Raw genomic sequence first — 21,179 nt, forward strand, 5'->3', positions numbered from 1 at the left:
AGGGCAAAGGGTTCCGCCTATTCGAACTCCATGATGACTGCATCAACCGCCAGGCTGTCGCCTGCCGCGTGTGCGATGCGGGCGACGGTGCCGGAGCGTTCGGCGCGCAGGATGTTCTCCATCTTCATCGCCTCCACCACCGCCAATGGCTGGCCGGCCTCGACCTTCTGCCCTTCCGTCACCTCGACGCGGGTCAGCAGGCCAGGCATCGGGCAGAGCAGGAAGCGCGAGAGGTCGGGCGGGACCTTTTCGATCATGTGCCGGGTCAGCGCCGCGACATGCGGCGGCAGGACGCGAACGGTGTGCGTGGCACCACGCACGGTCAATTTCCAACCGCCGATAGCCCGTGCGACGCGGACGGCGAGTTCGCTGTCGTCGATCCGCGCCACCACGACCCGTTGCGACGGCCGCCAGTGCATAACCACGTCCAGCGGCACCTCGCCATCGATTTTGACCAGCAACCCGCCGTCATAGCCATCGACGCAAATTTCGAAGCGATGCTCGCCAATGGTGACGATGCGTTCGGTCGAGGGGGCGGGACGCGTGCCCAGTTGTCCGTCGATAGCGCGGACGCGCAGCGACTGTTCGAGGTCGATCAGCACCGCGACCGCCGCCAGCTGCTTCAAGAGCACGGTGTCGGCCGGTGCGCCGTGGAAGCCGTCGGGATATTCTTCTGCAATGAAGCCGGTGGTCAGCGCGCCCTCGCGGAAGCGCGGATGCTGCATGATCGCGGAGAGGAAATCGATGTTGTTGCCGACGCCCGCCAGTTCGAAGCGGTCGAGTGCCGCGACCTGCGCATCGATCGCGGCCTCGCGCGTCGGTGCCCAGGTGATGAGCTTGGCGATCATCGGATCGTAGAACATGCTGACCTCGCCGCCTTCGACGACGCCGTCGTCGACGCGGGTGCGTGCCTCGGCCGTCACCCCAGCGAAGGCTGGGGTATCTCCGTTGGAGAGCGCACCAGTCTCACCAGGAGACCCCAGCCTGCGCTGGGGTGACGGATCGGGCTGCCGGGGAGGATTGTAGCGGGTCAGGCGGCCGGTGCTGGGCAGGAAGCCGCGATAGGGGTCTTCGGCATAGACGCGATTTTCGATCGCCCAGCCCGTCAGCTTCACCTCGTCCTGCGTAAAGGCCAGCTTCTCGCCGGCGGCTACGCGCAGCATCTGTTCGACCAGGTCGAGGCCGGTGATTTCCTCCGTCACCGGATGTTCGACCTGCAGCCGGGTGTTCATTTCGAGGAAGTAGAAGCTTTCCCCGGTAACATCCGCGCCCGACACGATAAGTTCGACGGTGCCCGCGCTGTAATAGCCGACCGCACGGGCCAGCGCGACCGCTTGCTCCCCCATCGCCTTGCGCATCGCAGGGGTGACGAAGGGCGACGGCGCTTCCTCGACCACCTTCTGGTGGCGGCGCTGGATCAAGCATTCGCGCTCGCCGAGATAGACGATGTTGCCATGCTGGTCGCCCAGCACCTGGATCTCGATGTGGCGCGGGCTTTCGATGAACTTCTCGATGAAGACGCGGTCGTCGCCGAAGCTGGCCAGCCCCTCGCGCTTGGTCGCCTCGAAGCCTTCGCGGACGTCCTGTTCGGACCAGGCGAGACGCATCCCCTTGCCGCCGCCACCGGCGGACGCCTTCATCATCACCGGATAGCCAATGTCGGTCGCGATCCGCACCGCTTCCTCGGTATCGGCGATCTCGCCCAGATAGCCGGGCACAACGTTGACCCCGGCGGCCTGCGCCAGTTTCTTCGATTCGATCTTGTCGCCCATCGCGGCGATGGCGTTCGGCGGCGGTCCGACGAACGCGATGCCGGCATCGGCACAGGCGCGGGCGAAGCTTTCGCGTTCCGACAGGAAGCCATAGCCGGGATGGATGCAGTCCGCCCCGGTCGCCTTCGCGGCGGCGAGGATCAGTTCGGGAACCAGATAGCTCTGCGCGGCGGGTGCCGGCCCCAGCCGGACGCTCTCGTCCGCCATCATCACATGCGGTGCGCGCGCGTCGGCGTCGGAATAGACCGCGACCGTCGCGATCCCCATCCGCTTGGCGGTGCGCATCACCCGGCAGGCAATCTCACCGCGATTGGCGACCAGAATCTTTTTGAACACGTCACTCTCCCGTCCGCCCTGCTGTGGCAGGGTCAGCATCAATTCCGGCGCAGTTCGCGTAAAGCCTGCGCCCGTTCGTTCGTCATCCGCTCCATGCAGGAAAATCGGGCCAATGGCTGTGCGACACCGCCGCCATAGACCCCGCCTTCCCAACTGCATTGGTCGTCGCGCAGTTTCAGCCATGCGCGCTGGCTCTGCAACGCCGCGATGGCGAAACCGAAGCCTCCGCCGCGCGACTTGTCGTTCGTGTCGCGCAGCTTCATCGCCGCATAGGTCGCGCGCCATTCGCGCGCCATCGCCGCGTCCGCCTCCTGCCAGCTGCGTTCGGCGCAAGCGTTGGCGAGCGCCTGGGTCGGCGCTTTCCCGCAATTGCCGCTGACGGCGTCGGCGAGGAGCAGGAGGCTCAGCAGCATCCGCCCTTCCGCATCGGTTCCTCGGCAACCATCGGCGTCATCCCCAGCTTCGCCAGCAGCGCGGCATCGGCATCGTCGCCGGCATTGCCAGCGGTCAGCAGCCGGTCGCCGGTGAAGATCGAGTTCGCCCCGGCCATGAAGCACAAGGCCTGCGTGGCGTCCGACATGCTTTCGCGACCGGCCGACAGGCGGACCATGCTCATCGGCATCGTGATGCGGGCGACGGCGACGGTGCGGACGAATTCGATATCGTCGATCTTGGCGAGCGGCGTGTCGGCCAGCATGTTGCCGAGCACCGTGCCCTTGACCGGGACCAGCGCGTTGACCGGCACGCTTTCGGGATGGCGCGGCAGCGTGGCGAGCGCATGGACGAAGCCGACCCGGTCGGCGCGCGTCTCACCCAGCCCGACAATGCCGCCGCTGCACACGTTGATACCCGCAGCGCGGACATGCGCCAGCGTGTCGATCCGGTCCTCGAACGAGCGGGTCGAAATGACGTTGGCGTAGTTTTCGGGCGAGGTGTCGATGTTGTGGTTGTAGTAGTCCAGCCCTGCCGCCGCCAGCCGCTGTGCCTGATCGGGGGTCAGCATCCCCAGCGTCATGCAGGTTTCCATGCCCATCGCCCGGACACCCTCGACCATGGCGATGACAGCGTCCATGTCGCGGTCCTTGGGGTTGCGCCATGCCGCGCCCATGCAGAAACGCTGCGACCCGGCCGCCTTTGCCTCGGCGGCAGACGCGAGCACCGCCTGCACCTCCATCAGCTTTTCAGCCTTCAGCTGCGTGTCCGCGCTGGCCGACTGCGAGCAATAGCCGCAGTCCTCCGGGCAGCCGCCGGTCTTGATCGACAGCAAGGTGCAGAGCTGAACCTGCCCGACCGCGTGGTGTGCGCGGTGGACGGTCTGGGCACGGTACATCAGTTCGTCGAAGGGCAGGTCGAAAAGGTCGGCGATCTCGGCGCGAGTCCAGTCCGTCCTCACTACACCCCTGTCATACCCCGGCGCAGGCCGGGGTCCGGTTGTGACTGGATTCGAAGGTGCCGCAACGTCCCCCAACTGGACCCCGGCCTGTGCCGGGGTACGGGTAGTTTCCGGGTGGGCGGCAGTCATCACATTCATTCGACAGTCTCTCCAACCGGCGGGAGGTTGTGGCCGAGCAGTTTCAGCACCTCCGCCGCCGCATGGACCAGGTTGGTACCCGGTCCGAAAATCGCCGCCACCCCGGCATCGCGGAGCAGCGCATAATCCTGTGGCGGAATCACGCCACCGGCAATGACGCGGATATCGCTGCGCCCGGCATCGGCCAAGCGGGCGATCAGTTCGGGGATCAGCGTATTGTGCCCGGCGGCAAGGCTGGAGGCGCCGACGACATCGACCCCTTCGGCGATGGCGAGGTCGGCGGTCTCCTGCGGAGTCTGGAACAGCGGTCCGGACACGATGTCGAAGCCGAGATCGGCAAAGGCGCTGGCGACGACGTTCGCGCCGCGATCGTGACCGTCCTGCCCCATCTTGGCGACCAGCATCCGCGGCTTGCGCCCCATGCGCCGCTCGACCGCCGCGACGCCTTCGCCGGCGCGCCGCCAGCCGTCGTCATCGGCATGGGCGGGGCCATAGATTCCCTTCACCGGCGTGACCGACACCGCATGGCGACCGAAGGCGACCTCCATCGCCGCCGACATTTCGCCCAGCGTCGCGCGGGCACGGGCGGCATCGACGCAAAGCGCCAGCAGGTTGCCGTCGCCCCGCGCGCCATCCTGCAACGCGGTCAATGCCGCCTGGGTGGCAGCTTCGTCACGCTCGGCCTTGACCCGCTCGATGCGGCGAATCTGGTCGGCGCGGACCTTGGCATTGTCGATCGAGAGGATGTCGATCGGGTCTTCTTCCGCCAGCCGGTATTTGTTGACGCCGACGATCACGTCCTCGGCGCGGTCGACGCGCGCCTGCCGGGCGGCGGCGGCGCGTTCGATATGCTCCTTGGGGAGGCCGGAGTTGACGGCGTCGATCATGCCGCCCGCCGCCTCGACTTCCTCGATCAAGGCCCAGGCCTTGTCGGCCAGTTCCTTCGTCAGCGCCTCGACATAATAGCTGCCGCCCAGCGGATCCACGACATGGGTCATGCCGGTTTCTTCCTGCAGGATCAGCTGCGTGTTGCGCGCGATCCGGGCAGAGAAGTCGGTCGGCAGTGCGACCGCTTCGTCGAGCGAGTTGGTGTGGAGCGACTGGGTCCCGCCGAAGGTCGCCGCCATCGCCTCGACGGTGGTGCGGATGACGTTGTTGTACGGGTCCTGTTCGGTCAGCGACACGCCGCTGGTCTGGCAGTGCGTCCGCAGCGTCTGGCTGCGCGGCGAACCGCCGAAATCGGCGATGATCCGGCTCCACAAGGTGCGCGCGGCGCGTAGCTTCGCGATCTCCATGAAGAAGTTCATGCCGATGCCGAAGAAGAAGGACAGCCGCCCGGCAAAGGCGTCGATGTCCAGCCCGCGCGCCATGGCTGCGCGGACATAGGCCATGCCATCGGCCAGCGTGAAGGCCAGCTCCTGCACCGCCGTCGCCCCGGCCTCGTGCATGTGATAGCCGCTGATCGAGATGCTGTTGAAGCGCGGCATATGCTGGGCCGTATAGGCGATGATGTCCGACACGATCCGCATCGATGGCTCGGGCGGATAGATGTAGGTGTTGCGGACCATGAACTCCTTGAGGATGTCGTTCTGGATCGTGCCCGACAGCTTGTCCGGGCCGACGCCCTGTTCCTCCGCCGCGACGATGTAGAAGGCGAGGCATGGCAGCACCGCGCCGTTCATCGTCATGCTGACCGACATGGTGTCCAATGGGATGCCGTCGAACAGGATCTTCATGTCGTCGATCGTGTCGATCGCGACCCCGGCCTTGCCCACATCGCCCGCCACGCGCGGATGGTCGCTGTCATAGCCCCGGTGCGTCGCCAGGTCGAAGGCGACCGACAGCCCCTTCTGCCCCGCCGCAAGGTTGCGGCGGTAGAAGGCGTTCGATTCCTCGGCGGTCGAAAAGCCGGCATATTGGCGGATCGTCCATGGCCGGCCCGCATACATCGACGCCTTCACCCCACGCGTGAACGGCGCGAAGCCCGGCAGGCCGGGATCGGGCGCGTCGGCGGCGGTGTAGAGCGGCTTGACCACGATCCCTTCCGGGGTGGTCCATTTCAGATCAGCGTCCTTCACCTCGCGTGCGGCGAGCTTCTGCCAGTCTTCGAGCGTCGGGCCGGTCATGCCATGGTCCCTATCGCCGGACGGGGGGTGAAGTCGAGGCAGGTCATGTCAGGCTCCGGTAAAACGGGGAGTACGCTTGGTGAGGAAGGCGGTGCCGCCCTCCACCGCATCGCTGGTCGCGCGGGCGTTACGCTGAGCGTCCGCTTCGCGCGCCATTGCCGCAGGATAGTCATGGTCGAGGGCATAGGCGAGGTTGCGGCGCATCAGGCCGAGCGCGATGGTCGGTCCTGCCGCTAGCCGGCGGGCAAGCGCCAGTGCTTCATCGTCGAGCGTGGGACCGTCGACGACGGCGTGGATCATGCCCCAGTCGAGCGCGGTGGCGGCGGGCACCCGTTCGCCCAGCAGCATCATCCGCGCGGCACGGGCGCGGCCGATCAGGCGGGGGAGCATCCAGCTGGCTCCGCCATCGGGCACGAGGCCGATATTGACGAACGCCTGCAGGAAATAGGCATCGTCGGCGGCGACGCAGAAATCGGCGGCAAGCGCGAGGCTGCACCCGATTCCCGCCGCCGCCCCGCGCACCGCGCTGACGACCGGCACGGGCAGATCGGCAATCGCCTGTAGCGTCGGGTTATAGTGATTGGTCAGCGCGGCGTGGGTCATGGCCGGGGCGTCGTCGCCGCACAGCGCCGCCATCACGTCCGCGCCCGAACAGAAGGCACGCCCTGCCCCGGTCAGCAAGACCGCGCGAGCACCGTCGAGGTCGGCCAGCGCCGCGCGGATCGCATCGAACATCGCGGGCGGCGCGGCATTCAGCCGGTCGGGCCGGTCGAGCGTGATGCGCAGCACGTCGCCGTCGCGCGTCACCTGAATTTCTCCTGCCATCGAATCGCTCTCCCGTATCTTTTGATACGGTTTGCGGAAAGGACGCCGCGATTGCCAGCCCAAACGCCAACCGACAAAAGGCGAGGCGGAGTTGCCCCCGCCGCGCGCGCCCTTGCCGTAGCGACAGGCCTACCAGAAAATATCGTACTCGACGTCGACCACCTGGCCAGAACGGACGTCCACCAGCAGCGCGTCATTATAATAGCGCACCCAGCGATACGGCCCCCACACTTCGGGCAGGCGATAATAGAAGGGGTCGTTGATCCAGTAGTTCGACCCGAACAGGAACGAGTTCAGCCGCACCCCGACGCCGAACCGGCGATAGCCATAGCTCCAGCCCGATGGGGCATAATAGCGCGGCAGGCGGTAGAGGCCCCGATTCTGCTGGCGATAGCGGCCCCAGTCATAGCGGTCGTCCCGCCGCCAGCCGCGATCCCATTGGCCGCCGCGTTCCCAGCGATTGCCACGATCCCAGTCGCGGTCGCCGCGGTTCCAGTCGTCCCGGCCCCAGCCGCGGTCGCGGGTGTCGCGATCCCAGCCGCCATTCTGCTGTTCGCGGCGCCATTGTTCGCGGCGCCACTGGTCCCGCCGTTCGCGCTCCAGCTGACCCCGGCCGTCGGTACGCGGCCAGTCGCGGCGCAGCGCTTCGCGGTCGATCTGCCCCTGCGCATCGCGCGGCGGGGTGCGGAAATCGCGGTCCGGGCGTGGTGCCGGCGAAGGTTCAGGCCGCCAGTCGCGTCCGCCACGATCACCCCGCTGCCAATCGCGGCGCAACGCTTCGCGATCGACCTGCCCGTCGCCATCGCGCGGCGGGCGGGGCCGGTCGAAGCCGCCACGATCGCCCCGTTCGCCACGATCCTGCCAACGGGGGCCGTCGCCGCCACGTTGCGGTTCGTTGCGCCGTTCTTCCATGCGCGGACGTTCCGGGCGCGGCTGTGGTGCTTCGACGCGGATGTCGTTGCGGAATTCGGCACGCGCACCGGGGGTTTCGCCACCGGGTCCGCGTTCGATGCGCTCGCCACGGGGTCCGCGAAATTCCGGTTCGGCCTGGGCCATGGCCGCCGTCGGGACCAGCGCCGACACGCTCAACAAGGCCAGCAGGAAACGGCTCTTCATTGTCTGCCTCCACCGCCGGAAGTCGCCGGCTACGATGGATGCGGTTTATTACGCCTGCGATCAACCGTTGCTGAATGGCGGTGACAGCCAATTGAAAGAATAGGCGCTACTTGGTTGGCGGGGTCAGCGCCGGCGTTTCGCGGGCTGCCTCCGCCCGGTCGATGCCGGGGCGCGGCGGGGGTGCCAGCGTCGCATCGCCGCGCGCGGCGGCGGCGGCCTGTCGCACCGCGTCGATCAGGCGCGGATAGATGCCGCAACGGCACAGATGGTTGAGCGCGGCGGCAATATCCGCGTCGCTCGGGTCGCGGTTCTGGCGCAGCAACGCGACCGTCGCCATGACGAAGCCCGGGATGCAGAAACCGCATTGCACGACCTGCGCCGCAAGGAACGCGGCCTGCACCGGATGGCTGCGGTCGCGGGCCAGCCCCTCAATCGTGGTGACGAAGGTTCCCTCCAGGCTGCCGATGGTGACCTGGCAGGACTTTACCGCGCGCCCGTCGACATCGACGGTACACGCCCCGCAATGTCCGGTGCCACAGCCATATTTGGTGCCGGTCAGGTTCGACACGTCGCGCAACGCCCAGAGCAAAGGCGTGTCCGGGTCGAGCCGATATTCCTGCGGCAGGTTGTTGACGGTGAAACGGCTCATGCGGGCGACCTTGTAGGGGCTTGGCCCCCGCGACGCCAAGTCGAAACGCGTCGTTTCCCGGCGTGGTCTTGAGTCCGGGGGGTCGGCGCGCGAGGTTTGGCCGATGACCCTCCCTACCCTGTTCGTGCCGCATGGCGGCGGCCCCTGCTTCTTCCTGAACCCCGGTCAGGCACCCGACCCGATGTGGCGGCCGATGCAGGCCTATCTGGCCGGGCTGATCGATTCGCTGCCCGAGCGGCCACGTGCGATCGTGATGATCTCCGGCCATTGGGAGGCGGATCGCCCGACCGTCCATGTCGGCGAACGCCCGGATCTGCTGTTCGACTATTACGGCTTTCCCGAACATACCTATCAACTCCGCTGGGATGCGTCGGGCGCACCGGACGTGGCGCGACGGGCAGCGGCGCTGCTGGAAGATGCGGGCTTCGCCACCGCCGAGGAAGCGACGCGTGGCTGGGACCATGGCGTGTTCATCCCGATGATGGTCGCGGTGCCGGATGCCGACATACCGCTGGTGCAGCTGTCGCTCGACCGCGCGCTCGATCCCGCAACGCATATCGCGATGGGTCGGGCGCTGGCCCCGCTGCGCGACGAGGGGGTGCTGATTATCGGATCGGGCATGAGCTTCCACAATCTGCGGGCACGCGGGCCGGCCGTCACACCGATCGCGGACGAATGGGATGCCGCGCTGACCGCCGCCGTGACCGACCCCGATCCCGTCCGCCGTGCCGACCGGGTCGCAGCGTGGGAAAGCCTGCACCACGCCCGTTTCGCGCATCCCGAGGCGGAGCATCTGCTGCCGCTCATGGTCGCGCTCGGGGCCGGCGGCAACGGCCCGGCGGTTCGCGACTATCGCGATGTCGTGATGGGCTGGATCGTGTCGGGCTATCGCTTCGGGTGACGCAAGAATGTTGCGCTAGTGCCCTTCCTGCTGGCACAAGGGCGGAAACGCCCGACCAACGGGCCAAGGAGAGACGATGCTCGAAGCACTCGAAGCGCTGGAAAAACGCCGCGCGGCGGCGCGGGCCGGCGGCGGGGAAAAGCGGGTCGCGGCGCAACATGCCAAGGGCAAGCTGACCGCGCGCGAACGGCTGGACGTGTTCCTCGACGAAGGGTCGTTCGAGGAACTCGACATGTATGTCGAACATAACTGCGTCGATTTCGGAATGCCCGATCAGGTGATCCCGGGCGATGGCGTGGTCACCGGATCGGGCACGGTCAACGGCCGGCTCGTCTATGTCTTCAGCCAGGATTTCACGGTTTTCGGCGGGTCGCTTTCGGAACGGCACGCGCAGAAAATCTGCAAGATCATGGACATGGCGATGAAGGTCGGCGCACCGGTCATCGGCCTGAACGACTCGGGCGGCGCCCGCATCCAGGAGGGCGTCGCGTCGCTGGGCGGCTATGCCGAGGTGTTCCAGCGCAACGTGCTTGCCAGCGGCGTGGTGCCGCAGCTCAGCCTCATCATGGGACCGTGCGCGGGCGGCGCGGTTTACTCGCCCGCCATGACCGACTTCATCTTCATGGTGAAGGATTCGAGCTACATGTTCGTGACCGGCCCGGACGTGGTGAAGACGGTGACGAACGAAGTCGTGACCCAGGAGGAACTGGGCGGCGCGATCACCCATACGACCAAGTCGTCGGTCGCCGACTGCGCGTTCGAGAATGACATCGAGGCGTTGCTGGCGGCGCGGGACTTTGTCGATTTCCTGCCGGCCAACAATCGTACCGGCGTGCCAGAACGGCCGAGCGACGATCCGTGGGACCGCACGGAACCCAGCCTCGACACGCTGATTCCGCCCAGCGCCAACCAGCCATATGACATGCACGAACTGATCGTGCGAACGCTGGACGATGGCGATTTCTTCGAGCTGCAGCCGGCGCATGCGGGCAACATCATTATCGGCTTCGGCCGGATCGAGGGGCGGACGGTCGGCGTGGTCGCCAACCAGCCGATGGTGCTGGCCGGATGCCTGGACATCAATTCGTCGAAGAAGGCGGCGCGGTTCGTGCGCTTCTGCGACGCGTTCGAGATCCCGATCGTGACCTTCGTCGACGTGCCGGGCTTCCTACCGGGCGTGGGCCAAGAGCATTCGGGCATCATCAAGCATGGCGCGAAGCTGCTGTTCGCCTATGCCGAGGCGACGGTGCCGAAGATCACGGTCATCACCCGCAAGGCCTATGGCGGTGCATATGACGTGATGGCGTCGAAGCATCTGCGCGGCGACCTGAACTATGCCTGGCCCACCGCCGAGATCGCGGTGATGGGGGCCAAGGGCGCGGTCGAGATCATCTTCCGGTCGAAGGACCCCGCCGAGGTCGCGGCGCGGACGGCGGAATATGAGGCGCGCTTCGCCAACCCGTTCGTCGCGGCGAGCAAGGGGTTCATCGACGAGGTGATCCTGCCGCATTCCACCCGCCGCCGGGTGGCGCTGGGCTTGCGCAAGCTTCGGAACAAGAAGCTGGAGAACCCGTGGAAGAAGCATGACAACATCCCCCTATGACGACGACCGGCTGACGCGATTGACCGCGTTGCGCAACGTCGCCGCCAAGAGTGCGGGTTGGATGATCGAGGTCGGCGTCGATACGCCCGAGCGGCTGGCGGAACTTGGCGCGGTCGAGACCTATTGCCGGATGAAGGCCGCGCATCCGCGCGAGGTGAGCCTGTGCGCGGTCTGGGCATTGCAGGGCGCGATCGACGATGTGCCGACCTCCCGCCTGTCCGCTAAGACGAAGCAGGCGCTGAAGGATACGGTCGCCGAGCGCCGGTGCGAGGCGCATGATGCGTAAGCTGCTGGTCGCGCTGGCCTTCGCCGTACTGGCGGTCGTTGCCGTGCTGGGCTGGATGCGACCCCGCGAGGCAGTCTCTCCTGCGCCGCCTACTGCGACGCCGACCCCTGCCCCGACGGCCACTCTATCGGGAAAGGACCGGTTGGCGGCTGCGGTGGCGGTGGCGTTCAAGGACGGCCGCGCGCGGACCGACGAGGGCGGGCAACGCTATACGTTCGACGACGACAAGCTGGTCGATACGCCGTTCGGCCCGGTGCTCATCAGCGAGGGATCGGTGGTCGATCCCGGCCATGCCAGCGCCGGGCGGATCGATATCGCCTATCTGCGGCCCGAGGGGAACGGATTCACGCTGGTCCGTAACTATCCGGCGGCGGCGATCGCCGGCAGCTTCGGGCGGTTGAGCGGCTGGCAGGTCGATGACCGTTTCGCCGACATGCCGACGCTCAGGACCGAGGGCGGCTTTACCGGACAGGGCATCACCTGTTCGGCGGTGGTGTTGACCGAACTGCGCCCGACCGGCCCGGTCGAGATGGCGCAGGTGCCGATCGGCGTCGACAATACCGGGTCGGCCCTGCCGGGGGCCGACGATTCGGTCGAAGGCAGCTTCACCGACATTCGCCGCAACCAGGGCTTTGCCGTCCGCTATTCGGGCAGCAAGGCGTTCACCGATCGCTGGGAACGCAAGGGCGACCGCTACGTCCCGATCGGCCCCAGCCAAGTACCGGAGTGTTGATCCGATGGCCCTCGGCCGATTGAACCATGTCGGCGTCGCGACGCCCTCCATCGAAGCATCGATCGCGATGTATCGGGACCTGTTGGGGGCCGATGCCATCGGCGAACCGTTCGACTTGCCCGCGCAGGGGGTGAAGGTCTGCTTCATCGATGCACCCAATACGCAGATCGAACTGATCGAACCCTATGATGCCGCCTCTCCCATCGCCGGGTTCCTGGCAAAGAACCCGGCGGGCGGGCAGCATCATCTGTGTTTCGAGGTGGCGGACATCGATGCCGCCGTGGCGCACCTGACCGCCAAGGGCGCGCGGGTGCTGGGGAAGCCGCGGATCGGGGCGCATGGCACGCCGATCGTGTTCGTCCATCCGCGCGACATGGGCGGGGTGCTGATCGAGCTTATGGAGACGCCGGAGCATTGATCCTGCAATCCGTCATCCCGGCGGAGGCCGGGATCCATGGACGCGAGCGGGTTCGATATAGCCGATAGCCCCCGACACAATGGATTCCGGCCTTCGCCGGAATGACGACGGGAGTATCCATCCCCCTCGACACTCCCGCCCCTATCTGGTTGAACGCGGGCCATGAATACGCCTGTCCGTAAAGCGCCCGGTGGCCCCTCCCACGTCCGGGCGGAATGGGGTCGCTCGGTCGAGGCGACGCTGAGCGCCGTTCCCGGCATCCGCCGCGCCAAGACCGATGGGGCAGTCATCTTCGCGCTGACCGACTTCCTGTCGGAGGAAGAATGCGACATGCTGATGGCGACGATCGACGCCGGTCGCCGCAAATCGACGTTGCTCACATCCACCAACGACCCCAATTTCCGTACCAGCGACAGTTGCGACCTCGATCGTTGGCACCCGTTGCTCCAGCCGATCGATGAGAAGATCGCGCACCTTCTGGGCATTCCGCCCGAGCATGGCGAGACGATACAGGGGCAGCGTTATGCTCCGGGGCAGCAGTTCCGGGCGCATAACGACTATTTCAACGAGAATGAGGGCTATTGGGCGTCGATGGCGGTGCAGGGCGGGCAGCGGACCTGGACGGCGATGATCTATCTGAACGAGGTCGAACAGGGTGGTGCGACCTGGTTCCCGCAGGCCGGGGTCCGCTTCAATCCGCGACCGGGGATGCTGGTCGCGTGGAACAACATGAACGCCGATGGCAGCCCCAACCAGACGACGCTGCACGAGGGCATGGCCGTGGTCGAAGGGACCAAATATATCATCACGAAATGGTTTCGCGAACGGCCCTGGACCCCGACGATCGAGCCGTAAAATCGGTCAAAGTTCACTAAGTTCACACTCGCCACACTTTGGTGGCGGTTCGTCATCTCCCCCTTTTACCACGTCGCTCTGGACTTGAGCCGGGGTCCCGCTTGCTCGCGATCGGTGGAGAAGAAGCGGGACCCCGGGTCGAGCCCGGGGTGACGATGGTGGCTGATGACGCGGCTGTAGGAAAGCCGAAAGCAGGCGGCGGGCTGCGCCCCGCCCCAGCCCCTTACGCCTTTTTGCGTGCCCGCTTGGGGGCGGCGGCGGCTTCAGCGTCTTCTTCCTCGTCGGGCGCTTCCTCGCCGGCTTCGGTCAGCGCCTCGCCCAGTGCGCGCAGCTTTTCCTGCTGCTTGTCCGACTTCTCGGCGATTTTGGTCGTAGCTGCCCCCAGGCGGTGGAGCAGATCGTGGACGCGGTCGCTGTCCGGCGCGTCCTTTTCCAGTTGCTTGCGCAGCGAGGCGAGGTCGCGCAGAATGCCCTTGGCGCCCGGCACATCGGTATCGGCGAGCGCGGCTTCCCAATCCTCGATCATCGTCGCGCCCTTGGCGGGCTTGGTCTCGTCCAGTCCGCGATTGATCGCGTTCATCGTTCCGGCGAATTTAACGGCCATGGTCAGGCTCCTCGAACGGCAGCTGCACGCGCAGCCGCCGGACAACGAGCGAGCGCAGACCGGGGGCCGGCGGAATCCAACTATTTGTTTTTGCTGAGGTTCGGAACCTTGGCCGAACGGTGCCGTACTGTGCGTTCGATGGGGAGGCACCCGCGCCCACGACGTTCCCAAAGCCCTTAAGGTCGTACCCCGGCGGAGGCCGGGGTCCAGTTGGGAAGGCCTTTCCACTAGCTAGGAGCGTCCCCCAACTAGACCCCGGCCTCCGCCGGGGTACGGGAAAATGACCCGACCACGGTCGCGCCATCACCCGGCGACCGGTTCAAGGCACCATCAATCGACGCGGATGCGGGTGCCGCTATCGAAGCCATCGGTCATCAGCTTCACGATCGCGTCGGCAACGCGTTCGGGCGGCTTCACCGATTGCGGGTCCTCGCCGGGATAGGCGCGCTCGCGCATCTTCGTCCGGGTCGCACCGGGATCGACGATCGCGGTGCGGACCGGAGAGATATTCGCCATTTCGAGGCCGTAGCTGGCGATGATATTGTCGAACGCGGCTTTCGACGCGCCGTACATGCCCCAATAGGCACGCGGGGCGGCACCGACCGACGAGGTGACGCCGACCACCTTGCCCGCCCGTGCAAGGCGCAGCATCGGCGAGAAGGCGGCGATCAGCGCGGCATTGGCGGTGACGTTCAACGCCATCACCTTGTCGAATTCCTTCAGGTCGAACGACGGCACCGGCCCCAGCGTGCCGAGTGCACCGGCGTTCAGGACCAACATGTCGAGCGCGCGCCAGCGGTCGGCGATGGCCGACACGAGCTGTGGAATGGCGGTCAGGTCGTACAGATCGATCGGCGCGATGGTGGCGGAACCGCCCGCCGCATAGATCGCGTCCTCGACCTCCTCCAGCCCGCCGGTCGTGCGCGCGGTGAGGATGATATGCGCGCCCTCCGCCGCCAGTGCGATGGCGGTGGCGGCACCGATCCCCCGGCTGGCACCCGTGACGAGCGCCAGCTGCCCCTTCAACCGATCGCTCATCCGACGCGTTCGGCCAGCACCGCGAGCTGATCGACCGAGGTCGTCTCGTCCTGATCGGTCAGCGGCGTGGGATAGTCGCCGGTGAAGCACGCGTCGCAATATTTCGGACGCACCGAGGTCCGGTTCACTTCGCCAAGCGCCCGATACAGGCCGTCGATCGAGATGAAGGCGAGGCTGTCGGCCTGGATATAATCGGTCATGCCGTCCAGATCATATTTCGCCGCCAGCAGCTTCGCGCGTTCGGGCGTGTCGACGCCGTAGAAGCAGGAATGGCGCGTCGGCGGCGACGCGATGCGCATATGGACCTCCGCCGCGCCGGCATCGCGCATCATCTGCACGATCTTCAGCGAGGTGGTACCGCGCACGATCGAATCGTCGACCAGCACGATGCGCTTGCCCTCGATCAGCTTGCGGTTGGCATTGTGCTTCAGCTTCACGCCCAGATGGCGGACCTTGTCGCCCGGCTGGATGAAGGTGCGGCCGACATAGTGCGAGCGGATGATGCCCAGTTCGAACGGAATGCCCGAGGCCTGCGCATAGCCGATCGCGGCCGGTACGCCCGAATCGGGCACCGGGATGACCAGATCGGCCTCGACCGGGTCCTCCTGCGCCAGTTCGGCACCGATCGCCTTGCGCACCGAATAGATCGAGCGGTCTTCGCTGATCGAATCGGGACGCGAGAAATAGACCCATTCGAAGATGCAGGGACGTGGGGACAGCGGCGCGAACGGCCGGATCGAGCGGAGTTCGCCGTTCGATACGATCACCAGCTCGCCCGGTTCGACCTCGCGGACGAATTCCGCGCCGACCACGTCGAGCGCGACGGTTTCCGACGCGAAGATATAGGCGTCGTCGCCGAGCTTGCCCATCACCAGCGGACGGATGCCGAGCGGATCGCGGCAGGCGATCATCCCCTCCGGCGTCATGCAGATCAGCGAATAGGCTCCCTCGACCTGCTTCAGCGCATCGATGAACCGGTCGAGCAGCGTCCGGTAGTTGGACGTCGCCACCAGATGGATGATGACTTCGGTGTCACTGGTCGACTGAAAGATCGAGCCGGTACGGACCAGATCCTTGCGCAGCCGCATGGCGTTGGAAAGATTGCCGTTATGCGCCACCGCAAAGCCGCCCGACGCCAGTTCGGCATAGAGCGGCTGGATGTTGCGGTTCGACGTCTCGCCGGTGGTCGAATAGCGGACATGGCCGCAGGCGGTGGCGCCGGGCAGCGATTCGATCACGTCGGGACGGTCGAAATTGCCCGCGACATGGCCCTGCGCGCGCTGGGTATGGAACATCGCCCCGTCCCAGCTGCAGATGCCGGCCGCTTCCTGGCCACGGTGCTGGAGTGCGTGGAGGCCGAGCGCCACGAGCGCCGCAGCGCCGTCCGCGCCGGAAACACCGAAGATGCCGCATTCTTCACGCAGCTTGTCGTCGTCGAATGGATGGGTGGTGAACATAGGCCCTTCCGGGGATAAGCGTGTCACGCGGCTGCCATATAGGTAGGCTGAATCGATTTGTCGCCCTTTGATCGTCGATTGCGGCGGAACCATGTTCGGCGATAGGGGTTGCGCATGGCTTCGCGCGATACCGGACTGACCCTGAACCCCAAATATGATGCCGACGGTCTGCTGACCGCAGTGTGCGTCGATGCCGACAGCGGCGCGCCGTTGATGGTGGCGCACATGAACGCCGATGCGCTGCGGCTGACGATCGATACCGGCGAGGCGACCTTCTGGTCACGGAGTCGCGCGGCGATCTGGAAGAAGGGCGAGACGTCGGGCAACGTGCTGCGCGTCGTGGAGCTGCGGATCGATTGCGATCAGGATGCTTTGTGGGTCCGCTGTGTCCCCGCCGGACCCGCGTGCCATACCGGGGCGGACAGCTGCTTCTTTCGCCGGATCGAGGGCGATCGGCTGGTGCCGGTGGCATGAGGAGGTGGGCGGCGGCCCTGCTGTTGCTGGCAGGCTGTTCGCAAGGGGCCGCCCCCGTACCCGAGCCGGAAGGGGCCGCACTGGAGGAAGCAGCGGTCGCGCGCGGCGTGGTGCGCGATGCCGCGACCGCCGAACCGGAGGGACTGTATGCGCGCGAAGGCGACCGGCTGTGCGTCACGGGACAGCGGATCGGCGCGTTCGTCGATTATGGCGAGGCGAACGGATGCAGCGCGCGCGGGCGGTTCGTCCGCGATGGCGAACGGCTGCGGGTCGATTTCGGCAAGGGCTGTACGTTCGAGGCCGGGTTCGACGGCGATGCGGTGCGCTTTCCGGGGGCGTTGCCCGATGGGTGCGAGTCGGCGTGTCGCGGGCGGGCGTCGCTGTCGGGGCTGCGGTTCGACCGGTTGAGCGAGAGCGGGTCGGAGGCGGCGGCGCTGCGCGATCCGGCGGGCCGGGGGTTGTGCGGGTAGGTACCGGCTCCCCTCCCCGCGCACGTCATCCCAGCGAAGGCTGGGATCTCCCGGTTGGTTGGCGTGACGTGCTGCCACGGGGAGGTCCCAGCCTGCGCTGGGGCGACGTTTTGCGGCGGGCGGGGTTAGGATAGCGGCTGGTCAAATCCCCCGTGCTGCCGCCAGCGCGCGCTCCCGCGCCTCGCGATGCTCGATGATCTTTTCGGGATAGTCTTTCGGCCGGCACCCCGCCGCCTCCGGGTCGTGGATCGCCGCGTCCGACAGCTTTGCCAGTTCGGGCACCCAGCGCCGGATATAGTCGGCGGCGTCGAATTTCTCGGACTGGGTCAGCGGCGCCATGATCCGCCCGAACATGTTCGAATCGACACCGGTGCCGGCGACCCATTGCCAGTTGACCGCATTGTTTCCGAAATCGGCATCGACCAGACAGTCCCAATACCAGCGCTCGCCCTCACGCCAGTCGATCAACAGATGCTTGATGAGGAAGGAGGCGGCGATCATCCGCACGCGATTGTGCATCCAGCCGACCTGCCATAGCTGGCGCATTCCGGCATCGACGATCGGATAGCCGGTGCGGCCCTGCTGCCATGCCTTCAGATCGCGCTTCGCCGCTGCGTCGCTGCGCCATTTGAGCTTGTCGTACCGCGGACGACCATTGGCATCGGCATAGTCGGGCATCGAGAGGATGACGCCGCTGGCGAAATCGCGCCACGCCAGTTCCTTGCGATAGGTCGTCAGGCTGTCTCCCTGCCCGTCCAGCGCCGCCCAGACCTGTCGCGGCGAAATCTCGCCATGGTGGAGATGGGGCGACAGGTTGGAGCTACCGTCGACCGAAGGCAGGTTGCGAGCGGTGTCATAGTCGTCGAGCCGATCCGCGAAGGATTTCAGCGCCTCGTGCGCGCCGTTCTCGCCCGGCTGCCATGCCTTGCCGAACGCGGCCGACCAGTCGGGCTTGGTCGGCAGCAGGTCCCAGTCGGCGAGCTTGTCGGACTTGGGCCATTTGGACGGTGCCGGTATCGCGCGCGGCATGGCCACGGGGTCCTCGGGCGGCAGCATCTGGTTCAGCGCCTTCCAGAAGGACGAATAGATTTTGAACATCCCGCCCGAACCGGTGCGGACGCTTTCTGGCGGGCGGAGGTGGTTACCGTCGTGGAGGACCAGCGTATCCTCCAGTGCCTCTTGCGCCTTTACCCACCAGGGTTCGTAATGACGCATCGCGTGGATGCGGGTCGCCCCGGTTTCTTTCATCAGCCTGCGCAATTCGGCCACGGCCTCGCCCCGCCGCAGGATCAGGCGCGAGTCCTTGGCCCGCAGCGATTCGTCGAACGACGCAAGGCTGTAATGCAGCCACCAGCGCTGCGCCCCGCCGATCGCCCAGTCGCCCGGACTCTTCTCGTCGAGGATATAGACCGGGATCACGACCCCCTCCTCGATCGCGGCACGGAGCGCGGGTTGATCGCGCAGACGGAGGTCCTGGCGGAGCCAGAGCAGGACGGGATCGGTCATCGAATGACGTTACGCGCGCGCGACGATCCCGGTTCCCTCCGCCACCGCGACGATCGATGCGACGTGCCGGCGCGATACCTCCAGCAGGTCGCCATAGCCGCCGCCCAGCGCACTCGCGATCGGCAGGCCGCGAGTCCGAGCAAGCCGCCCGATCCAGCGGTCGCGTTCGTTCAGGCCCTGCTGCGTCAGCGACAGGCGGCCCAGACGATCGTCTGCGAAGGGATCGACCCCGGCCTGATACAAGAGCAACGTCGGCGCGAAGCTGTCGATCAGCGGGACCAATGTTGCTTCCAGGGTCGTCAGATATTGATCATCGCCCACGCCGTCCGGCAGGGGCACGTCGAGCGTCGACACTGCCTTTCGCGCCGGAAAGTTCTTTTCGGCATGGATCGAATAGGTGGCGAGATTGGTCCGGCCGGCGAGCAGCGAGGCGGTGCCGTCACCCTGATGCACATCGACATCGACCACCAGCACCCGCTCGCACACCCCCTCCTCGACCAGCCGGTTGGCGGCGATGGCGAGGTCGTTGAACACGCAATAGCCCGCCCCGGTATCGGCCAGCGCATGGTGGCTGCCCCCGGCGGTATTGGCGGCATAGCCGCGCTGCATCGCGACCAGCGCGGCGGCATAGGTGCCGCCTGGCACCGCTTGCGCGCGGAGTGCCATCGGCGGCGTGACGGCGAAGCCGATGCGGCGTTCCTTGTGCGGCGGCACGCGCGCCTCGATCACCTCGGCGACATAGAGGTCGTCATGCACCGCCTCGATCCACGCGCGCGGCATCGGATCGCAGCCGTGCCAGTCGACCGCCTCGCCCATGTCGAGCAGCAGGTCGCGGACAAGGCCGTTCTTGCCCCAGCGATAGCGGCTGCCGGGCGGGCTTTCGGCGACATAGTGGGGATGGTGGACGACGGGGATCACTTGCAGACAGATAAGAAGCCGTTGCGCCTCGCAAAAGCCATGGGCTCGCGATAGGAAGCGGCGATGGACAAGACCGCCCTCCCCTATCGCCCCTGTGCAGGTGTCATGCTGCTGAACCGTGACGGACAGGTGTTCGTCGGCCAACGGCTCGATTCGATGTTGGAGGCATGGCAGATGCCGCAGGGCGGGATCGACGAGGGCGAAGCGCCGCTCGATGCCGCAATCCGCGAGTTGCGCGAGGAGACGGGCGTGGCCGCCGACAAGGTGCGGCTGATCGCCGAAAGCCCGGACGAACTTTTCTACGACCTGCCCGACGACATGATCGGCAAGATCTGGAAAGGGAAATGGCGGGGACAGCGGCAGCGCTGGTTCCTGTTCGCGTTCGACGGTACCGACGCCGATATCGACATCCAGACGCCCGAGCCGGAGTTCCGCGCATGGCGCTGGGCGCAGCCCGCCGACCTGCCGTCGATGATCGTGCCGTTCAAGAAGGCGCTGTACGAACAGGTGCTGGCCGGGTTCGCCCAGCATCTGCGTCGGTGAACCGCCTTGATGCCGCGATGAACCGTTCAGCCTCCATCCACGCCATCGGCTATAGCGGGCGGTGATGCCGAACCCCGCGATCCTCCTGCCGCTTGGCCTGTATTTCGCGGAGCCGCCGCCCGAGCCGGACCTGCCGATCGAAATCCGCACGATGCTGGAAGAGGCGATGGCGTCGGGCAACGACAACGACGTGGCGACGATCGTCCGCTATGCCCGCAAGGCCGCGCCGAAACATTCGCAGAAGATCGCCGAACTGGCGTCGCACTACACGTCCGAACGGACCGAAAAGACCGAAAAGCGCCTGCGGACCGCATCGTTCGGCGCGCTCATCAAGGGCCGGGCCGAGATCGGCGGCTGGGTCAATGGCGGCAATTCGGACAGTTTGGGTGTCACCGCCATCCTCGATCTGTCGCGCGAGGGATATCGCTGGCGCCACAAGCTGAAGCTGCAGGCGGATTATCAGGAAAACAACAATATCCCGACGCGCGAACATTATCTCGCCGCGTTCGAACCGAACTACAAGGTCGATGACCGGCTCTATGTCTACGGGGCCGCGCAGTATGAATCGGACAAGTTCTTCGGTTATTACGACCGTTATTCGGCGTCGAGCGGTGCGGGCTATACCGTCGTCGCCAAGGGGCCAGTGACGCTCGACCTCGAACTGGGTCCGGCGTTTCGCTATACCTCGTTTACGACCGGCAGCGTGGAGCGCAACCTTGCCGCGCGCGGATCGGTTGATTTCGACTGGCGGATGACGCCCGCGCTGACGCTGCGACAGGATACCTCGGCCTATCTGCAGGATGCGAACAGCACGGTCACCAGCCTGACGGCGGTCGACGCCAAGCTGCTGGGGCCATTGTCGGCGCGGCTGTCGTACAATGTGCAGTTCGAAAGCCGCCCGCCGGTCGGGCGGGTCAATGCCGATACGACCGGGCGGGCGTCGCTGGTCTACGCTTTCTGAGGCGCATTTCCGAAGAGTCCCCCCTGTCGACCACAAGAGGTTCCGTTTGATACCGCA

At 66.4% G+C, this 21,179-nt stretch carries 22 protein-coding genes; 10 read left to right on the forward strand and 12 right to left on the reverse strand.

Annotation, left to right across the window (positions count from 1 at the left end):
* Positions 1–17: 17 nt before the first annotated feature.
* The 7 genes from MF609_RS06050 to MF609_RS06080 all read right to left on the reverse strand — a co-directional run bounded on the left by MF609_RS06050 (position 18) and on the right by MF609_RS06080 (position 8,355).
* A complete protein-coding gene (locus tag MF609_RS06050; protein WP_242415391.1) occupies positions 18–2,108 on the reverse strand; it encodes an ATP-binding protein in 2,091 nt (696 codons plus the stop codon).
* A gap of 38 nt (positions 2,109–2,146) precedes the next feature.
* On the reverse strand, positions 2,147–2,521 hold the full coding sequence (locus MF609_RS06055; protein WP_242415392.1) for a lysozyme inhibitor LprI family protein: 375 nt from the start codon (positions 2,519–2,521) through the stop codon (positions 2,147–2,149).
* Positions 2,512–3,501: a biotin synthase BioB gene (gene bioB / locus MF609_RS06060; RefSeq protein WP_242415393.1), complete on the reverse strand. Its 990-nt coding sequence runs from the start codon at positions 3,499–3,501 to the stop codon at positions 2,512–2,514. Before bioB ends, MF609_RS06055 begins: the two co-directional genes overlap by 10 nt.
* A gap of 134 nt (positions 3,502–3,635) precedes the next feature.
* Positions 3,636–5,765 (reverse strand): methylmalonyl-CoA mutase, encoded by a 2,130-nt coding sequence (scpA, locus tag MF609_RS06065; RefSeq protein WP_242415394.1) that lies wholly within the window; start codon positions 5,763–5,765, stop codon positions 3,636–3,638.
* 48 nt (positions 5,766–5,813) lie between these two features.
* Positions 5,814–6,590 carry an enoyl-CoA hydratase-related protein gene (locus tag MF609_RS06070; protein WP_242415395.1) on the reverse strand — a complete coding sequence of 259 codons (777 nt, stop codon included), beginning with the start codon at positions 6,588–6,590 and terminating at the stop codon, positions 5,814–5,816.
* 129 nt (positions 6,591–6,719) lie between these two features.
* Positions 6,720–7,706, reverse strand: a complete 987-nt coding sequence (locus tag MF609_RS06075; protein WP_242415396.1) for an RcnB family protein — start codon at positions 7,704–7,706, stop codon at positions 6,720–6,722.
* Positions 7,707–7,812: 106 nt separating this feature from the next.
* Positions 7,813–8,355: a (2Fe-2S)-binding protein gene (locus MF609_RS06080; protein ID WP_242415397.1), complete on the reverse strand. Its 543-nt coding sequence runs from the start codon at positions 8,353–8,355 to the stop codon at positions 7,813–7,815.
* A gap of 103 nt (positions 8,356–8,458) precedes the next feature.
* Here MF609_RS06080 and MF609_RS06085 point away from each other — a divergent pair, with 103 nt between their 5' ends.
* The 6 genes from MF609_RS06085 (at position 8,459) to MF609_RS06110 (ending at position 13,151) form a co-directional block, all read left to right on the forward strand.
* Entirely contained in the window at positions 8,459–9,256 is a 798-nt protein-coding gene (locus MF609_RS06085) for a DODA-type extradiol aromatic ring-opening family dioxygenase (protein ID WP_242415398.1), read from the forward strand.
* Positions 9,257–9,332: 76 nt separating this feature from the next.
* A complete protein-coding gene (locus MF609_RS06090) occupies positions 9,333–10,859 on the forward strand; it encodes an acyl-CoA carboxylase subunit beta (protein ID WP_242415399.1) in 1,527 nt (508 codons plus the stop codon).
* Complete coding sequence (locus MF609_RS06095; RefSeq protein WP_242415400.1) at positions 10,840–11,145, forward strand: TfoX/Sxy family DNA transformation protein; 306 nt, start codon at positions 10,840–10,842, stop codon at positions 11,143–11,145. The genes MF609_RS06090 and MF609_RS06095 overlap by 20 nt, the downstream gene beginning before the upstream one ends.
* Positions 11,135–11,878 carry a hypothetical protein gene (locus MF609_RS06100; protein ID WP_242415401.1) on the forward strand — a complete coding sequence of 248 codons (744 nt, stop codon included), beginning with the start codon at positions 11,135–11,137 and terminating at the stop codon, positions 11,876–11,878. The genes MF609_RS06095 and MF609_RS06100 overlap by 11 nt, the downstream gene beginning before the upstream one ends.
* A 4-nt stretch (positions 11,879–11,882) precedes the next feature.
* The gene (mce, locus tag MF609_RS06105) at positions 11,883–12,296 is read left to right on the forward strand and encodes a methylmalonyl-CoA epimerase (protein ID WP_242415402.1); all 414 of its coding nucleotides are present in this window, start codon (positions 11,883–11,885) and stop codon (positions 12,294–12,296) included.
* Between the two features lie 162 nt (positions 12,297–12,458).
* Positions 12,459–13,151: a prolyl hydroxylase family protein gene (locus tag MF609_RS06110; RefSeq protein WP_242415403.1), complete on the forward strand. Its 693-nt coding sequence runs from the start codon at positions 12,459–12,461 to the stop codon at positions 13,149–13,151.
* 223 nt (positions 13,152–13,374) lie between these two features.
* Here MF609_RS06110 and MF609_RS06115 read toward each other — a convergent pair whose 3' ends face one another.
* The 3 genes from MF609_RS06115 to purF form a co-directional block, all read right to left on the reverse strand.
* Positions 13,375–13,755: a hypothetical protein gene (locus MF609_RS06115; protein WP_242415404.1), complete on the reverse strand. Its 381-nt coding sequence runs from the start codon at positions 13,753–13,755 to the stop codon at positions 13,375–13,377.
* 330 nt (positions 13,756–14,085) lie between these two features.
* Positions 14,086–14,793, reverse strand: coding sequence for an SDR family NAD(P)-dependent oxidoreductase (locus MF609_RS06120; protein ID WP_242415405.1), 708 nt, complete (start codon positions 14,791–14,793; stop codon positions 14,086–14,088).
* Complete coding sequence (gene purF, locus MF609_RS06125) at positions 14,790–16,250, reverse strand: amidophosphoribosyltransferase (RefSeq protein ID WP_242415406.1); 1,461 nt, start codon at positions 16,248–16,250, stop codon at positions 14,790–14,792. The genes MF609_RS06120 and purF overlap by 4 nt, the downstream gene beginning before the upstream one ends.
* Positions 16,251–16,364: 114 nt before the next feature.
* Here purF and hisI point away from each other — a divergent pair, with 114 nt between their 5' ends.
* Positions 16,365–16,724: a phosphoribosyl-AMP cyclohydrolase gene (gene hisI / locus MF609_RS06130; protein WP_242415407.1), complete on the forward strand. Its 360-nt coding sequence runs from the start codon at positions 16,365–16,367 to the stop codon at positions 16,722–16,724.
* Positions 16,721–17,194 (forward strand): hypothetical protein, encoded by a 474-nt coding sequence (locus MF609_RS06135; RefSeq protein WP_242415408.1) that lies wholly within the window; start codon positions 16,721–16,723, stop codon positions 17,192–17,194. Before hisI ends, MF609_RS06135 begins: the two co-directional genes overlap by 4 nt.
* 141 nt (positions 17,195–17,335) lie before the next feature.
* On the opposite strand, the gene MF609_RS06140 is transcribed toward MF609_RS06135, so the two are convergent.
* Both MF609_RS06140 and MF609_RS06145 read right to left on the reverse strand, forming a co-directional pair.
* Positions 17,336–18,700, reverse strand: coding sequence for a cryptochrome/photolyase family protein (locus MF609_RS06140; protein ID WP_242415409.1), 1,365 nt, complete (start codon positions 18,698–18,700; stop codon positions 17,336–17,338).
* A 9-nt stretch (positions 18,701–18,709) separates the two neighbouring features.
* Positions 18,710–19,618 carry a histone deacetylase family protein gene (locus MF609_RS06145; RefSeq protein ID WP_242415410.1) on the reverse strand — a complete coding sequence of 303 codons (909 nt, stop codon included), beginning with the start codon at positions 19,616–19,618 and terminating at the stop codon, positions 18,710–18,712.
* A gap of 63 nt (positions 19,619–19,681) precedes the next feature.
* On the opposite strand from MF609_RS06145, the gene MF609_RS06150 reads away from it, so the two are divergent.
* Together MF609_RS06150 and MF609_RS06155 are read left to right on the forward strand one after the other, a co-directional pair.
* Entirely contained in the window at positions 19,682–20,161 is a 480-nt protein-coding gene (locus MF609_RS06150; protein WP_242415411.1) for an RNA pyrophosphohydrolase, read from the forward strand.
* A 64-nt stretch (positions 20,162–20,225) separates the two neighbouring features.
* Positions 20,226–21,122: a DUF481 domain-containing protein gene (locus MF609_RS06155; protein WP_242415615.1), complete on the forward strand. Its 897-nt coding sequence runs from the start codon at positions 20,226–20,228 to the stop codon at positions 21,120–21,122.
* The last annotated feature ends 57 nt before the right edge of the window (positions 21,123–21,179 follow it).

It is taken from the genome of Sphingomonas panni (assembly GCF_022664435.1).
Lineage (GTDB): Bacteria > Pseudomonadota > Alphaproteobacteria > Sphingomonadales > Sphingomonadaceae > Sphingomonas > Sphingomonas panni.

Bases quoted from the DNA above. Each gene is read 5' to 3' on its own strand.
- MF609_RS06055 (WP_242415392.1), bottom strand. From the start codon at position 2,521: ATGCTGCTGAGCCTCCTGCTCCTCGCCGACGCCGTCAGCGGCAATTGC.
- scpA (WP_242415394.1), bottom strand. From the start codon at position 5,765: ATGACCGGCCCGACGCTCGAAGACTGGCAGAAGCTCGCCGCACGCGAG.
- MF609_RS06070 (WP_242415395.1), bottom strand. From the start codon at position 6,590: ATGGCAGGAGAAATTCAGGTGACGCGCGACGGCGACGTGCTGCGCATC.
- MF609_RS06075 (WP_242415396.1), bottom strand. From the start codon at position 7,706: ATGAAGAGCCGTTTCCTGCTGGCCTTGTTGAGCGTGTCGGCGCTGGTC.
- MF609_RS06080 (WP_242415397.1), bottom strand. From the start codon at position 8,355: ATGAGCCGTTTCACCGTCAACAACCTGCCGCAGGAATATCGGCTCGAC.
- MF609_RS06085 (WP_242415398.1), top strand. From the start codon at position 8,459: ATGACCCTCCCTACCCTGTTCGTGCCGCATGGCGGCGGCCCCTGCTTC.
- MF609_RS06090 (WP_242415399.1), top strand. From the start codon at position 9,333: ATGCTCGAAGCACTCGAAGCGCTGGAAAAACGCCGCGCGGCGGCGCGG.
- MF609_RS06095 (WP_242415400.1), top strand. From the start codon at position 10,840: ATGACAACATCCCCCTATGACGACGACCGGCTGACGCGATTGACCGCG.
- MF609_RS06100 (WP_242415401.1), top strand. From the start codon at position 11,135: ATGATGCGTAAGCTGCTGGTCGCGCTGGCCTTCGCCGTACTGGCGGTC.
- mce (WP_242415402.1), top strand. From the start codon at position 11,883: ATGGCCCTCGGCCGATTGAACCATGTCGGCGTCGCGACGCCCTCCATC.
- MF609_RS06110 (WP_242415403.1), top strand. From the start codon at position 12,459: ATGAATACGCCTGTCCGTAAAGCGCCCGGTGGCCCCTCCCACGTCCGG.
- MF609_RS06115 (WP_242415404.1), bottom strand. From the start codon at position 13,755: ATGGCCGTTAAATTCGCCGGAACGATGAACGCGATCAATCGCGGACTG.
- MF609_RS06120 (WP_242415405.1), bottom strand. From the start codon at position 14,793: ATGAGCGATCGGTTGAAGGGGCAGCTGGCGCTCGTCACGGGTGCCAGC.
- purF (WP_242415406.1), bottom strand. From the start codon at position 16,250: ATGTTCACCACCCATCCATTCGACGACGACAAGCTGCGTGAAGAATGC.
- hisI (WP_242415407.1), top strand. From the start codon at position 16,365: ATGGCTTCGCGCGATACCGGACTGACCCTGAACCCCAAATATGATGCC.
- MF609_RS06135 (WP_242415408.1), top strand. From the start codon at position 16,721: ATGAGGAGGTGGGCGGCGGCCCTGCTGTTGCTGGCAGGCTGTTCGCAA.
- MF609_RS06140 (WP_242415409.1), bottom strand. From the start codon at position 18,700: ATGACCGATCCCGTCCTGCTCTGGCTCCGCCAGGACCTCCGTCTGCGC.
- MF609_RS06150 (WP_242415411.1), top strand. From the start codon at position 19,682: ATGGACAAGACCGCCCTCCCCTATCGCCCCTGTGCAGGTGTCATGCTG.
- MF609_RS06155 (WP_242415615.1), top strand. From the start codon at position 20,226: ATGCCGAACCCCGCGATCCTCCTGCCGCTTGGCCTGTATTTCGCGGAG.